The sequence below is a fragment of the Pedobacter polaris genome (assembly GCF_005116505.1).
Classification (GTDB): Bacteria; Bacteroidota; Bacteroidia; order Sphingobacteriales; family Sphingobacteriaceae; genus Pedobacter; species Pedobacter polaris.
On the sequence record NZ_SWBR01000002.1, the window covers coordinates 302,656 to 318,939 of the forward strand.

Annotated in this window: 11 protein-coding genes; 6 read left to right on the forward strand and 5 right to left on the reverse strand. The window is 33.9% G+C overall.

Annotation, left to right across the window (positions count from 1 at the left end; all coding sequences use genetic code 11):
• Positions 1-9: 9 nt before the first annotated feature.
• Complete coding sequence (locus FA048_RS07645; RefSeq protein WP_136839647.1) at positions 10-1,155, reverse strand: methionine aminotransferase; 1,146 nt, start codon at positions 1,153-1,155, stop codon at positions 10-12.
• 65 nt (positions 1,156-1,220) lie between these two features.
• Positions 1,221-2,423 (reverse strand): multidrug effflux MFS transporter, encoded by a 1,203-nt coding sequence (locus FA048_RS07650; protein WP_136839648.1) that lies wholly within the window; start codon positions 2,421-2,423, stop codon positions 1,221-1,223.
• A 134-nt stretch (positions 2,424-2,557) separates the two neighbouring features.
• Between FA048_RS07650 and FA048_RS07655 the strand changes: the two genes are divergently transcribed.
• From FA048_RS07655 to FA048_RS07680, 6 genes are all read left to right on the forward strand, one after another.
• Positions 2,558-3,328, forward strand: coding sequence for a queuosine precursor transporter (locus tag FA048_RS07655; RefSeq protein WP_136839649.1), 771 nt, complete (start codon positions 2,558-2,560; stop codon positions 3,326-3,328).
• Positions 3,328-3,672: a hypothetical protein gene (locus tag FA048_RS07660; RefSeq protein WP_136839650.1), complete on the forward strand. Its 345-nt coding sequence runs from the start codon at positions 3,328-3,330 to the stop codon at positions 3,670-3,672. Before FA048_RS07655 ends, FA048_RS07660 begins: the two co-directional genes overlap by 1 nt.
• A 106-nt stretch (positions 3,673-3,778) precedes the next feature.
• The gene (locus tag FA048_RS07665; protein WP_136839651.1) at positions 3,779-4,489 is read left to right on the forward strand and encodes a DUF421 domain-containing protein; all 711 of its coding nucleotides are present in this window, start codon (positions 3,779-3,781) and stop codon (positions 4,487-4,489) included.
• Positions 4,490-4,602: 113 nt separating this feature from the next.
• Positions 4,603-4,914 (forward strand): RNA recognition motif domain-containing protein, encoded by a 312-nt coding sequence (locus FA048_RS07670; protein WP_136839652.1) that lies wholly within the window; start codon positions 4,603-4,605, stop codon positions 4,912-4,914.
• 216 nt (positions 4,915-5,130) lie between these two features.
• Positions 5,131-6,360 (forward strand): sterol desaturase family protein, encoded by a 1,230-nt coding sequence (locus FA048_RS07675; RefSeq protein ID WP_136839653.1) that lies wholly within the window; start codon positions 5,131-5,133, stop codon positions 6,358-6,360.
• Entirely contained in the window at positions 6,341-7,066 is a 726-nt protein-coding gene (locus FA048_RS07680) for a lysoplasmalogenase (RefSeq protein ID WP_136839654.1), read from the forward strand. Before FA048_RS07675 ends, FA048_RS07680 begins: the two co-directional genes overlap by 20 nt.
• Here FA048_RS07680 and pbpC read toward each other — a convergent pair.
• The 3 genes from pbpC to FA048_RS07695 all read right to left on the reverse strand — a co-directional run bounded on the left by pbpC (position 7,047) and on the right by FA048_RS07695 (position 16,251).
• Complete coding sequence (gene pbpC / locus FA048_RS07685) at positions 7,047-9,452, reverse strand: penicillin-binding protein 1C (protein WP_136839655.1); 2,406 nt, start codon at positions 9,450-9,452, stop codon at positions 7,047-7,049. The two genes, FA048_RS07680 and pbpC, sit on opposite strands and share 20 nt — an antisense overlap.
• 467 nt (positions 9,453-9,919) lie before the next feature.
• Complete coding sequence (locus FA048_RS07690; RefSeq protein WP_136839656.1) at positions 9,920-15,511, reverse strand: alpha-2-macroglobulin family protein; 5,592 nt, start codon at positions 15,509-15,511, stop codon at positions 9,920-9,922.
• A 335-nt stretch (positions 15,512-15,846) separates the two neighbouring features.
• Positions 15,847-16,251: a hypothetical protein gene (locus FA048_RS07695; RefSeq protein WP_136839657.1), complete on the reverse strand. Its 405-nt coding sequence runs from the start codon at positions 16,249-16,251 to the stop codon at positions 15,847-15,849.
• Positions 16,252-16,284: the final 33 nt, after the last annotated feature.

Sequence of the window (16,284 nt, forward strand, 5' to 3'; positions counted from 1 at the left end):
AGGGATAAATTATATTTTTATTAGTCTTTCAACAGCAGTTTGTAGTGTATTTTCTTCTTTTGCAAAGCAGAAACGTAATATTTTGTCGTCAGTATTTTTAGTGTAAAACGCAGAAATTGGAATGCTAGCAACCCCAAAGTCAGTCACTAATCTTTTCGCAAAATCAGAATCTTTTTCATCACTAATTCCACTAAAGCTTACACATTGAAAATAAGAACCTTTACAAGGTAATAATTTAAATTTAGTGTTACTTAATAGGGAACGGAACAAATCTCTTTTTTCTTGGAAGTAGCTAGAAAGATTTTCATACACATTTTCGCTTTGTAAGTAATTAGCTATACCAAGCTGCATAGGTGTATTTACGCTAAATACATTAAACTGGTGGATTTTTCTAAACTCTGACGTTAGTTTAGTAGGTGCCATGCAATAGCCTAATTTCCAGCCGGTAGTATGCAATAATTTCCCGAAAGATGCAATTACAAAACTTCTTTCTTTTAATTCTGGATAGATTGAAACACTAAGATGTTTTTCTCCATCAAAAACGATGTGTTCATAAACTTCATCACTTAATATAAGTATATCTGTATTTTTGGTTAACTTAATAAGTGCATCAATATCAGTTTTGTTAAGTATGCTACCAGTTGGGTTTTGCGGACTATTTAAAATAATCATTCTCGTGTTTGCGGTAAATAATTTTTTTACCATTTCCCAATCAATAGTATAATCTGGAGCATGTAATTCGAATGGTTTCACTAAACCACCTAGTAATTTTATGGTTGGTGAATAACTATCATAAGCAGGTTCAAAGATAATTACCTCGTCGCCAGGATTAATTACAGCCGCTAAAGCAGTAAATATGGCTTGTGTACCACCTGCAGTAATTGTTATCTCTGTTTCTGGATTGTAGTTTGCGCCATAAAGTTTAGTGGTTTTTTCAGCTATTAATTCTCGAAGGACAGGTAGCCCAGTCATTGGTGCATATTGATTATGACCATCTTTCATTGCATTGGCCACAAATTCAATTAGCTTAGGATTTGTTGGATAATCTGGGAAACCTTGAGATAGGTTAATTGCGTTGTGTTCTTTGGCTAATTTAGACATCACTGTAAAAATGGTGGTGCCTACGGTAGGGAGTTTAGAGTTTATAAGTATCATGCACTACGAAAATAGTAATAATCCGAGAGAATTATAACGATCCATTTAGTTCGATAGATATAAATCTATAAGTTATTAATGTTAGTTTTTATTTTTCTTCCACCTATAAATAAGCAAAACAAGGCAATTAATGCTGCAATTGTCATCACGGCTGGCATTGGCCAAATTACGTCAGCAGCAAACATGCTAATTACTGCCGAAGCTAATGCACCCAGCCCCATTTGTAAAGCTCCCATTAATGCCGATGCACTACCAGCATTTTTAGAAAATGGAGCCAATGAAAGTGCTGATGCATTTGGATTGATAAAGCCAAGGCAGCCTAAAAATAAAGCTATAAATGTAATTGTTGTATACAGGTTTAATAGGTTATAAACTGCAGCAATAAGAAACAATATGCTGAATATACTTTGTATTATTAATGCCCAGAATACAATTTCTTTACTTGTAAACCATTTTAAAATGTAGCTATTTACTTGACTAAAGCCAATAAAAAACACTGATAGTAATGCAAAAATCCAACCATATCCTGTTTCTGTTACCTTATACAAATCCATAAATACCACAGGTGATGAAGATACATAAGCAAATAAACCGCTAAAAGTAACAGCACTTATTAATGCATAAGTATAAAAGCTAGGCTCTTTTAAAACAATTAAAAAGTTGCTTAATATAGGTTTCGGTTTTAGTGAATAATGAGGATCTGGTTTATAGCTTTCTGGTAGCCACCATATGCTAGCTAATAACATTAATATTGCCACTAAACCTAAAAACACAAATACAGATTGCCAACCTAAAGCAGTAATTAAATAACCACCTCCAGTTGGAGCTAGCATTGGTGAAACCGCAATCACTAACATTAAGGATGCAAATACTTTAGGGCTTTCTTCTACAGTAAATAAATCTCTTACCATGGCTATTGCAGCTACAGATGCTGCACAGCACCCGATTGCCTGTATAAATCTTAATACAATTAATTGATCTATGGAAGTAACGAGCAAACAACAAATTGATGATAGAATGTATAAAGACAATCCAAAATAGAGTGGCTTTTTTCTTCCGAATTTGTCTAATAAGGGGCCATAAAGTAACTGTCCTACAGAAATGCCGATAAAAAAAGTTGATAACGAAAGTGATACTTTTGGTACGTCTGTATTTAAATCTAGTGCAATTGCTTTAAATCCTGGCAAGTACATGTCTATAGAAAATGGTGCCAATGCGGCTAAACAACCAAGAATTAGTATTAAAAAGAAAGATTTAGATTTTGCCATGAATTTTTTAGAAGTCGCAAAGATGAGAATTTGAACCTTGATGCAGGTAGGCTAATTGTAAAAAATTAGAATGATATATGTTTAAACATGAAGCTTACATTTAATTCTATTAAAATAATCGTATTTTAGCTACCATGACTTTTAAAACCAAAGAAAGCCGATTGCTACTTGTTCTGGGTGCATTTTTTGTAGCCAATGCCATTTTATCAGAATTTATTGGGGTTAAGATTTTTTCAGTTGAAGGGACTTTAGGGATTAAGAAATTAGATATTAATTTATTTGGTGTTCCTAATCTTTCATTTAACATGTCTGCTGGCGTTTTAACTTGGCCAATCATTTTCATAATGACAGATATTATCAATGAATATTTTGGTGTAAAACAAGTTAGGTTTCTTTCTATCTTAACAAGTGTACTAATCGGTTTTGCATTTTTAGTAGTTTGGTTAGCTATGAAGTTACAACCATCTGATTTTTGGTTAATGCAAAAAGTTGATGGACAAGAAATTAACATGTTGGTTGCCTTTGATGCTATTTTTGGTCAGGGAATGTGGATTATAGTAGGCTCAATTACTGCCTTTCTAATAGGACAAATGGTAGATGTATTGATTTTCCATAGAATTAAAAAATTCACCGGAGAAAAAGCACTTTGGTTAAGATCTACTGGTTCTACTTTGTTTTCTCAACTCATAGATAGTTTTGTTGTTATTTTTATTGCCTTTTACTTAAATCCAGCCTATCATTGGAGCTGGCAAATGGTTGCTGCAATTGGTATTGTAGGTTACACCTATAAATTCATTATAGCGTTAGCGATGACACCCATCCTTTATATTGTACATGGAATAATAGATCGATATTTAGGAAGAGATTTGGCACATAGAATGATAAAAATGGCAGGAAGAGGATAATGACCAACAAAACATTGCTTGCTTTAACATTTATCAGGAAAGTTGTTTTTGAATTTCCTGGCGTAACAGAGCAAATATGTTTTGAAACACCTGCGTTTTATGTCGAGAAATATATTTTTGCTAGATTAAAAGAAGATGGGGAAAATTTAGTAATTCACACGCTTGAGCGAGACAAATGGCTGGAAAAAGATCCTAATACCTTTTTTATCACACCCCACTATCTCAAATACAAATACATGTTGGTTAACCTAGATAGGGTAGTACCCGAAGTTTTAAGTGGGCTTTTATTTACTGCTTGGAAGAACAGAGCGCCAAAAAAATTGTTAAAACAGCTAAAAGATTAACCATGTATTGCTAATAGGGACTCTCAAAGCTTGAACTAAAGCTTAAAAATATTTTCTCATTTCAACACAAAAAGGGCAGTTTTATGTTATAGCTATTAAACTTTTGATGACTATTATTTTACTAAGCTTTTTTAAGGATATAGAAAAATTATTAATTGGGGATGAAGATTGGAGTTTCATTCCAGAAATAATGATCCGAACATTGATAATGTATCTCATTGTCTTGGTGAGCTTAAGAGCTTTAGGCAAACGAGGGGTAAAACAATTATCGGTATTTGAATTGGTTGTGATAATCAGCTTAGGTTCAGCCGCTGGCGACCCAATGTTTTATAAAGAGGTTGGTTTAATATCAGCAGCAGCGGTTTTTGCTGTAGTTGTTTTGGCATATAAGGTTACCTCTTATTTCGTAAACAAAAGTAAAAAGGTAGAAGAATTACTTGAGGGAAGTTGCACTTGTTTAATTGAAGATGGAAAATTCGCAATTGACAATTTTAAAAAAGAAACATTGGCTCAAGATGAATTTTTTTCTGAATTAAGATTGAAAAGCGTGGCTCACTTGGGGCAGGTTCAATTGGCCATAATTGAAACATCAGGAAGTATAAGTGTTTTCTTTTATGCTGATACAGAAGTTAAATATGGATTGCCAATTTTACCCTCTTTATTTTGCGATAAACATACTGAAATTAAACATAAGGGTTATTATTCTTGTAGCTTTTGCGGTTTTACAGCCCAACTTTCGGCTAGCGAAAAAACTGTTTGTGAAGTGTGTAAAAAATCAGAATGGGTAAAATCCTTAAATGTGACTAGAATAATTTGATGTTATTTCACTAATTATATGGAAAAATAATAGCTTATAAATAAGATTAACTGACACTTAGATAGCAAAATACCCATTTTTTTTTGTATCTTTGTACAAATTTTTAAACATTAATGAAGATATTTATTACAGGCCTTCCTTTAGAAGTAGGGGAAGATGAATTAACAGCCGTATTTGGTGATTTCGGTCAAGTAAAATCACTTAGAATTATTAAAGATCGTGAAACTAATCAAAGCCGCGGCTTTGGTTTTGTAGAGATGCCTAATGATGAGGAAGCTAAAGAAGCTATCAAAAGAATGAACGGTGGAGACTACAACGGTAACAGAATTAAAGTTGCTGAAGCTCAAGATAAGCCAAATACTGGCGGTGGAAACACAGGTGGTGGTGGTTTTAAACGTAACAACACAAGAGAACGTAGTTACTAAATTGTAGATTTCATTTACCTTATATTAATTAAGGTATTGAATTTTGCGCATTAATATTTCTATAAGAAACTTATTCTTAAGTTTCAATAATATAAAATGATTGCGGGTTTTTAACCTGCAATTTTTTTTGCCTCAATTTCAGCTAGTTTCAAATGCATTTTTGTATCAACGTTATTTTAATGTTAAAACAGATTTATTTTGTTATAAATTAGTAAAATGAAAGTTGATTATATCGCTTTATCTGTTCCCATTTTCTTTATTCTTATCGGGATAGAATTAGCGTATTCTTTTTATAAGAAGCTTGGATATTATCGATTAAACGATTCTATATCAAATTTAAGTCAAGGCATTGGTTCTCAAATAACAGGTTTGTTTATGAAAACAGCTTTGTTTTTTGGTTATAAATATGTGTTTGAGCACTGGCGCTTATTCGACTTGCCAAAAACAGTTTGGATATGGGTTATTCTTTTTATTGGAGTTGACTTTTTCTATTACTGGTTTCATAGAATGAGTCACCAAATTAATGCTTTATGGGCCGCACATATTGTCCACCATCAATCTGAAGAATATAATTTAACTGTTGCCTTACGTCAATCTTGGTTTCAAAGCTGGTTTTCATGGGTGTTTTATCTTCCTTTGGCTTGGTTCGGTTTTGATCCTTTAATGTTTGTAACCTTAAGTGCTTTTAATACTTTATATCAGTTTTGGATACATACTAGAGCAATTAAAAGTATGGGGTTTTTAGAACACATATTAAATACACCATCTCATCACAGAGTTCATCACGGAAGTAATCCGAAGTACATTGACAAAAACCACGCAGGTTCTCTAATTATTTGGGACAAAATGTTTGGTACATTTCAGAAAGAAGAAGAAGAAGTTTATTATGGAATTACAACTCCATTGGCAAGCTGGAATCCTGTTTGGGCAAATGTGCACTATTGGTCTGAACTTTGGAATACAGCAAGAAAAACTGATAGCATTGGAGATAAATTTAGAGTTTTTATTAAACCTCCAGGTTGGTTTCCGGCTTCGTTAGGAGGTTTTAAATATGCACAAGAAATTGATGTTGTAAACTATAAAAAATTTGATTCGGAATATAATAGGAGTGCAACTGCTTATATAATTTTTCAATTTTTAGTAGCATTGGCAACCGGATCTGCTTTGTTATTTCTATATACTAAAATAGAAATGGGGCAAGTTTTTGTTGCTGCAATATTTACAATTTTTACTTTATTGACTTGTGGGGCACTATTAGAAAATAAACCATGGTTGAAATATTTCGAATATACTAGGTTTTTTTTAAGCATTGCTGGATTATTCTTTTTTAGAGATATTTTAATATTTAACATACTAGCTATAAGTTTAATTGCTGTTCAAACATCTTCACTAATTTGGTTTTATTATTTACTCAATATCGCTTCTCATGTTAAAAAAACATCTTGAATTTAGTTTTGCCTTTATCATTATTTTCGTTATTCAGCTTTTAGCTGAGTCTGATCAAAAAACAACACATTTGGTTCTCGGGGAATTCAAATACATACTTAAGCCATCAATCACCATTTCTTTAATGATATTTTATGCTTACCAAACTCAATTAAGAGGTAGGTTTGCCAAAAGAATTTTCATGGGGCTGTTGTTTGGCTTAGTTGGGGATAGCTTGTTGATGTTTGTGGATGTTAACTCCTCATTTTTTATGTTTGGATTAATTGCTTTTCTTTTAGGGCATTTAATGTACATATTTGCCTTTTACCTAGATTATAAATGGAATCCTCAGATAGAGAAATCTGCAACTAGAATTGCCCTAGCTGTATTCGGAGCTTTTTGCCTTGGATTTTATCTTTACCTAAGACCCTATCTTGATTCGATGAAAATTCCGGTAATGATTTATGCTTTTGTAATTTCTCTAATGGCAATTATGGCTGTTAATAGAAAAGGAAGAGTGAGTACGTTGAGCTTCAATTTAATATTTATTGGTGCAATACTATTTCTAATTTCAGACTCTTTTTTAGCTTACAATAAATTTGTTAAACCTTTTGAAGGGGCAGGAGTAGTAATTATGGCTACTTATATGCTAGCCCAATATTTAATCACCGTTGGGTCTGTAGAAAGAAAATTAAAGAAATCCATAGCTATAAATCCACGGGACTAATTATTTTTAGCTTTTTATCTTTTTCTAAAACTGTAAAAATCTGTGTTAAACGTTCTCCATTTTCATCAACAATTGTTAAAGCATGTTTTCCGGGTTTAGGGCTTACTGCCAACTGATGAAATGATTTGGTATTACCCATATATTCAGCATCAATATGCCAGTATATTTTAGTTTCGGGATTTCTATGTGCTGCATTGAGAACTATTTTACCTCTGGTTCCGTCTAATTCAATAGGAATATAAACTATAGCATTGTTTTTGGGATAAATCATGTCCATCACTGTATTTCCTCCAGCTTCATCACAACCTGGCATAAAAGGAGGTAATATTTTATAATCGCTGTTTTTAATCTTATAATAATACTCCATTGCTGGGGGTAAAATGAACCATTTCTGATGCTGCATTACAGCTGTACTTTCGCATTTATCTGTTACTCTAAGTGTTCCTTTTGAGTTTAAATGAACCAATTTATGGTAAGGGCAAACACCCGTTTTCTCTCCAGAAAACGGAACAAGTTCAATTACTTTATTTGTACAATATTCTCCAGCTTTAAACCCACTTTGTTTACAAGTAAGCATTTTTTTAAGCTTTGTTTTGGGTATTTCAAACCATTTAGACGATGGTAATTGCCTAAAAATATCAAATAAAACTGGGGCCGCTACATCAATCCCCATTAGGCCAGGTCTACCTTCACCATCGGCATTGCCCACCCAAACACAGACTATGTAATTTGGTGTTAAGCCAATTGCCCAAGCATCTCTAAAACCAAAACTTGTTCCGGTTTTCCAAGCTACTCTTTGTGATGATGAAAACTGTTCCCATAAACCTTCATCTCCTGGGCGCATTACTTCTTCCATTGCATTAAAAGTAGCCCAAATAGAGCCATGGTCTAACATAGAATTTAATTCTATACCTTCCTTTTTAAAGGGTGACTTTAAATCTTTAACATACACTGGAGCATCATAATCATGTGGATTGTATTTGCCTTGATATTCATTAAAATGATTAAGTGTTCTTGCCATTCCCATATAGCTTTTTGCTAAATCCCACATGGTTACTTCACTTCCTCCTAAAATTAATGATAAACCATAGTGATCAGCGGGTTGATTTAGTGTTGTAAAATCTAACTTTTTGAGTTTGTCATAAAATCTTTCATATTTATATTGCTGCAGCATTTTAACTGCTGGGATATTTAACGATCTACTTAAAGCTTTATCAGCCGAGATTGCTCCATCGTAACTCAAATCATAATTTTGTGGTGTATAACCTGCTATTTGAGTGGGCACATCGGCAACGAGTGTATGTGGTAATAACATTCCATCACTTAACATACTCGCATAAAGTAGGGGTTTTAATGTGCTACCTGGGCTTCGAGGGGCTTTAATCATATCAACATAACTTTCAAATGCAGCATTTTCTGGTTGATAACAATTACCGATATAACTTTTTACAGTTCCAGTTTTAATATCTAATACTAAGGCTGCAATGTTATTGATATCATTTGCTTTATAGCGATTATTATAGCGTTTAAGCAACTCATTCAGTTTTAACTGTAAATCATAGTCTATGGTAGTTTTTAAACTTGTAGAACTAATTTGTAGCGATTTTCTTTCTTCTTTAAATCTACTTAACAAATAAGGTGCATTTTGAGGCAATGGAAGTGGATTTCCAGGAATGGGTTCTGATTTAGATAAATCAGCAGTTGCTTGGTCGATAATAGCTAACCTAGCCAACTTGTCTAGTAAATCATTACGCTTTTTAATTAAGCGATTTGAGTTCTTTCCAGGATGAACTAATGATGGGCTGTTTGGTAAAACTGCCAAAGTTGCCATCTCTCCCCATGATAGATTTTCTGCTTTTCTACCATAATATCTCCAGCTTGCTGCATTTAATCCAACTACATTACTCCCAAAAGGAGCATTAGCAGCATATAACCCAATTATTTCTTTTTTAGAATGAGTAAACTCTAATCGTACTGCCAACCACATTTCTGTTAGTTTTTGCCAAACATTTCGGTTCTGTTTTCGTGATAATCGAATAACTTGCATCGTTAAGGTACTTCCGCCACTAACTACAGTTTTCGCTGATAAATTTTGTTTCATCGCCCTGCTCATTGCAACTGGATCTACACCTAAATGCAAAAAGAAACGTTGGTCTTCAAAGGCAGTAATACATTTTACAAATTTACCAGGAACGCTATCTGCTACAGGAAATCGCCATTGGCCATCGCTAGCAATTGAAGCGCTTAAGAGCTCACCATTGCTAGCTTCAAGTACAAAAGAGGTTGGGGATTTAAACAGTTGTTTTGGTAAAGAAAATAGAAAAAATAGAAACACCAAAAAGCAAATGCAATCGGAAATTAGTAAGGCTTTTTGTTTGTTATTCATTTTTTGCTATCATCTTGGGTAACATTTTCTGCATAGTTTTTATATATAACAAAATGCATTGTTATGGAAAAATTAGCTACTTTTTTAAGATTGCTCTTGGGTTTTATCCGCTTTTTATTAATTAATATTTATCCAAGGTTATAGTTTAAATCCGTTATTGGGTACTACTGTTTTACAGACCTTGCTTTGGTAGGTGATGGCTTTGTTATTGATTTATCTAGCCTTTTCTTTTTTGAAAACGAAAGTCAGTTTTCCATAGCTTCTTCAGTCTTGCTATTCGTTTCAACAATGAAAAATTGTTTATACTACTATCAGGTTTATAGAACTAAGGACAATGTTTCAAACCTTCCTAATAAGTTCGTCATTGCGAGGTTCTGTTTTTCACAGACCGAAGCAATCTCCTTTCAAGTTTTCCATTTAGGAGGAGATTGCTTCGCTTGCTCGCAATGATGATATATTTTGTCTGTCTATTTAACCACCTGAACCCATTTCCCAGCTTGTGTTGCACTAATGTTGTTATTATACATCGCTTCACATTGCACAGCTGATAAATAATACTTACCTAAATAAGATGCATTTAACAGTACTCTATAGGTTAAAGTTTCATTTTCGCGGATATTGAAATAAGTAAATACTCTATCGTCTCTTATATCACGATAGGTGTAAGGTGCAGATGCCAAGGCACCTTCATTATTATTCAATCTTGTGTTAATGATTTCCCAACCAGATGGGAAGATCTGTGTTAAAGCCATTTGTTCATAATAGCCCATTTTACCTGGATTCTTAACCATTACTTCTGCATAAAAATCTGTACCTTGTTTTAAGGTAGTTGGATCTAATGCTAATCCTTTTAAAGTTTTATAGCTCACGTTCATCTCTAAAACTTCAGGATTATTAGGCAAGAAATTATTTTGTCCTGCAACAGGTTGACCTTGCAAAATCAATCTTATAAATAATACATTTTTACCTGTATTGGTAATGCTAGCTGTATTATTTTTAAACGTTAATGCAGTTGTGTTTAGGTATTGCTCGCTGTTTGTATTTCCTTTAGCTCCATTTAGCAAATAGTTGTACTGCAACCTGTTCGACGAACTATTTTGCCCACAGAATTTAGCTATTGCCAATAAACAATATGCGGTTGTTTGCGTACTATACCAAGTATCTTGCCCTAAACGAGAAGCAACTTTGGTTAATAATTGAGCTGCTTGATTTTTCTGACCCATTAAAGTTAATGTTTCCATAATCATCGCTTCATCCCTTAAATCAGAACCATAAGTTCCGCTTAATTGGTTGTATGGTTTTACAGTTTGGGCTAAACCTCTAATTAAAGCATTGGCAGCAGCAGCTTGTCCGGCCAATTGATATGCAGCAGCTAAACGCCATTTTGATGCAACCGATAAATATTCGAAAGCTCTCAATCTATTCATTGCGGCCATTTCTGGTTTTTTAGCCAGAGCCAAAACATATAAACGGTAAGCTTGACTTAAATCGCCACCATAGAAATTCTCTGAATTTGGCACCCAATTATTTGCTTTGCTTTTTTGGTAACGGATTAATTCATCAAACATTCCAGCTGGTAAAGTATACCCAGCATTTTGTGCTTCAATTAAGAAATGTCCGGCATAATTTGTTCCCCATTCATCAGATGAACCTTCGCCTGGCCAATAACTTAAACCACCATCTGTAGTTTGGAAACCTTTTAATCGGTTGATGCCTGATTTAATATTTCGTTCTACTTCGGTTTTTCGTTGTGTAGAAAGTGGTGTCAACTTATCTAACATTAGTTGAGGGAAAATGCTAGATGTAGTTTGTTCTACGCAACCATGTGGGTATTGAATTAAATAACTCAATCGTTTATTCAGATTGATAGGAGGGATTGACGATACTTCAACCGAACCAGAATTTGTTCCATTCATTCCAATTGGTACGTATTTTAGCGTCCAACTTTGTTTAGGCTGAAGAGTTGCTGAAACTACATTGGTAACGTAAGGGTTTGGATTTCTAATGTCCATCTCTACGTCGTAAACGGTTTTCTCATTTCCACTTTGTGCTATGATTCTCACTTTTGCTACCCCAGTACTATTTGGTGCTTTAACTTGGAAATAAGTCATCTGTTCGCCTGCTTGTTTAAAGCTTAATTGTTGAGTTTTCGAGCCCCCAACTATCAAATTAGAACTTTGTAATTGAACTGAAACATTTTTTAAATTGTTATTAGTTGCAAAAATATTAACTGGTAAAGTAAAGCTTTCTCCTGGTCCAATTACCCTAGGTAACGTTGCTAAAACCATTAAAGGTTTTTTAACTTCCACTGCTTTTTCTGCAAATCCATAAGCACCATCCTGACCAGCGATAACCATCGCTCTTACCGAACCAATGTATTGTGGTAGTTTAAATTTATGCGTGTTGCTTTCGCCTTTACTTAAATAATAAGGCCCCATAAATTTAACAACAGGTTTAAATCTATTTGCCTTAGCAGGATTTAAGTTTCTATTGATAGAACCATCTCCACCAATACTTAAAATTCTTTCTAAATTTCCACCCCAAGCGCCTAAAACTTGATCAAATAAATCCCAAGTTTTAACACCTAAACCTTCTCTAGCATAAAATATACTATGTGGGTCTGGAGTTTTAAAACGAGTTAAGTCCAATAATCCTTCATCAACCAATGCAATGGTATAGGTCATCGCTTTGCCATTACCTTCTGAAACTGCAATTGTACTTTCTACTTCCGGTTTTAAAGTAGAAGCCATTTTTATGACTGGTTTTAAGATAGTTTCTGGGTCTTCAATAGTTATAGGAATTGCCCCATACATCCTTATAGGTAAATCATTTAACGTTTGAGCATGAGGTTGTATTAGCGTAACGTTCGCAAAAACATTTGGCGCCATATTTTTCTCAGCTTTAAAACTAAATTGAGTTTGTCCTTTTTTGGTATCAACCCAAAAGGTTTTTAATACACGACTTCCATTTTCAATAGAAACTAAAGCTTTACCATTTTCTCCTGTCGGGATGGTTAAAGTAATATCTTCTCCAACTGAAAATTTCTGCTTGTTGGCTGTAAAAGATAACATCGATGCCTCGGTTGGATTACTGCCTTGCTCACGTTGTGCCCAACCTGGCCAATCTACGTAAACAGATCTTCCTGTTGTGTGACCACCATTTTCATCTCGAACTAAGATTAGATATCTGCCCCAGTTAGGCTCATTGATACGCAATGTGTAATTTCCTTTTCCATCTGTTAGGTTTACATATTGTTTTGAAATAAGCTTGTTATATTCATTTTGTGTAAAATTGGCATAACTCTGTTGATTATCTTGTTCCCACCACCAACGCCATTGAACTTTATATAATTCAACTGAAACTGTTTTACTTCCACCTAATAATTTACCATCTCTGTTTACGTTTACAATTTCTACTTTGTGGTCTCTATCAGTGAGCAACATTCCACTTAAACGATCACCAACAGGAGCTTTAACACCTAGGTAATTGTTGTAAACATGATAAGGGATACTGAAGTTGTCTATACTGAAATTACCCCCTGGTTCAAATACCTTCGTCGTAAAGTTTGCTCTTAAAACACCTGGTGCAACACCACTTTCACTTAGATTAGTGTTAACAATAGCTGTTCCCAAAGCATTTAATGTTCCTTCAAAAATGGTTTTAATTTGCGACTCAAAATTTACTGTAGGGTTGTCAAATGAATAACCGTCAAATCCTTTAAACTTAGTTTCCGTTGTATTCAAGTTTACATCAACTTTAGCTTTCAAGTTTTGCGCTGGTGTACCGAAAAGCCATTTTGCAGATAGGGTAGTAGCAGATGATGTGCCATTGCCTAGGTAAGTTTTTCCGCCTAAATCAAAATTGATTTTTAAACGATTTGGCATTATGGTTTCAATCTTAATTGTTTTTGAAAAAGAGGCACCACCAACTTTAGCTTTTACCAACCAATTTCCTGTTGGTGCCGTATTTTCGGTAGCTGTTTTAAAAGTGTAGAAACCATTTAATGCTTGTGCAATTACTGTTCGTTTGGCTAGTTGCCCCTTTGGATTAAAGAGTTCGAAAGTAACTGGATAATTCGCAGGAAGTTTCTTCAATTTATCTTCTAAAATAAATGAAACAAAAACGCTATCTCCAGGTCGCCAAACACCACGTTCGCCATAAATAAACCCTTTAATTCCATTCTGTACAACATCTCCACCAACATCAAAACGACTTAATGGCAATGAGTTTCCATCATCTAACTTTAAATAACCTCGTTCTTTTCCATTTTTGGCAACCAACAAAAAAGGTTTACTTTTCAAATCAAATATTGCCAAGCCATCGCTATCAGTTTTTATTGTAGTTAGTATTTGTCGTTGGTAATCTTGCAATTCTAAACTTACACCACTTAAAGGCTTGGCTGTCAATAAATCAGTAGCCACAATAAGCATACTGTTATCATTTCCTCTTTTGGCTACCAAGCCGATGTTTGATGCTAATAAATTTCTACTTGCCCAACGTTCGTTTGTATAGTAGGAAGGGGTGCAAGGGTTGTCTCTATCTGCCCATCTATAATGGTTTGGATAATAATCTTGGTAACTATTCCAAAACTCATCATCTTCATCAATCGTTTCGCCGTAACTTTCGTAATCTCCTTCGTAGTCATCACCATCTTCGTTAGTAGTGGTTGAAGAACTTTCTTTACATTCATAAACGTTATAAGCTTTTCTAAAACCAATCGTTACCCGGTACATTGCACCTGGTTCTGTACGAATTAGCTTATCTAAATCTAAGGTAAAACGTGTTTTCTTATGTAAATTAACCCCTTTATCTTCATCTAAACGGATTGTTTTTTGAACAACAGGTTTAGCAACTCTTCTTAATTCATTTCCTTCCTTGTAGTTATTTACTTGAAAAAATTGAGGAATATTGTTCTCGTAAATTTTAATTACAGTTACATCAACTGCTTTTAGGTTAACGGCTTCGAAAGGTAAAACTAGCTTTCCAGAATTGGGTAGGATAGTCCCAGTTCCTGCAATCGTAACAGAAGGTAATTTATCTTCGAAAATAATATTGGCACTTTTAGCGCTTTCTAATTTTTTGCCTTCAATATCAGTAATGGCAGCATTTACGGTTACTGCATAGTTTCCTTGCAATTCATCAGGTGCATAAACTTTAATCTGACTTGCATCTATCGTAAAACGGAGGTCTTGCAAATCGCCCAAAGAAATTAAACCATTTAAATCTTGTGCTACATTTATTGGTTCAGAACATTGAATTAAAGCATAATCTTCAGCACCTTGTACAGCTTTAATATCTAATACCTTAAAAATAGTTTTTGCTGGAATAATTACCTTTTCCTCACCTTTATCTTCATCCGCATTTATTGCATCGCCATTCCATTTTAAAGTTAAAGTAGTCTCTTTATTTATTTTTTTTATACTATCAATTACAAAAGTAGAACGATGTTTTTCAGGGTCATGTGTCCACTTAACTTTCAATTGCTGAGCAAAATCTAAGCTCAATGCTTTCTCCACACCTTGCTGTTCTTCATAATCTGAAGTATTGATTTCGCCCATCAACTTCATATATGTTAATGATGTGTTGTTTTGAGAAACCAAACCATTTTGGCTCAAGTTCAATCCAGGTTTAATTACTTTAAAATCGAAATCAAATTCTTCTAAACCTTTTTCGGTTGTCGTTATCTTACTTAAATTAAGTGTAGCCTCATATTTTTGGTCTGGCTCTAATTGCTCGTCTGGTCTAAATTCTATGGTTTGCGGGTCAATCCAAAATGTTTTTCCTTTAATGCTTGGCGAGAAATCGAAAATTTCCCTGTCATCAGGCTTGCCTAAATCACTTAAACTTTTTACCGCACTAGCTAAATGAACTCTGATGTAACTTTTTTTAGAAATAGTCCCAGAAGTATAAGACTCTACATATTTTGCATAAGCCTGATTGTCTTGTTGGTTTTTCTTTTTGAAGAACAGAAAGTAGATTGCAAAAATTGATACTAAAAATAGTGCTCCAAAAAGCACTTTTTTCAATGTAGATGAAGAATATTTAGCGGTGTTTTCCATACAATTTAAAGGAGTAAATGTTGTATGAAATTTAGCGAAAAAAGAAGTGAGAAAAAGAAATTATTTATTAATTTATTATGTTAATTGTTAGCAAAGCAAATTTAGTGCTAATCGGTTCAGATAGTCCGTCTTTCCGCTAAATCTTTTTTGGGCTTCTATACGCTCAGCCTGACAAAAAGGATATCGCTTCAATACCGTTTAGCTGGCAATGCTTATGCAGGATTATAAGATTTATGTTATCATCGTCCTGATGAATTTATTTCAGCATCTTTCTAGCGTAAAAGACCCTGAAATAAATTCAGGGTGACGTATCTTTAGTTAAGGTGCCCAAATACTTATTTAATCATCACCCCAGGCATATTCAAAACCGGAACTCTAATTAAATTATTCTCAACTATACTTTCTGGAAGGAAGATGAATTTCTTGTCGTAGATTTCTTTACCAATGTAATAGCTTAACCAATATTCATTAGTTAATCCAAAAACTGCTGGATCAATAGCTTCAACTCCTGCAAAAGAATTTGCATTTAAGTCTCCAATAAAATGTCTTAGCAATGAAGTTTTGACTTGTTTACCATCCTTTTCTCCATAACCTTTTGATGTGATTAAGACATTAGTAAGCGGTTCGTTTTTGTAATTCACAATATAAACCGTCCAACTTCCAACTTCTGGCGTTTCACCCACTAAAGCAACCGCAATAGCTACATCCTCAACTATATTTTCTGGTAAATCTGCTTTCATAAGTTAAATAAAAAAGAATGTCACGTTGAGCTT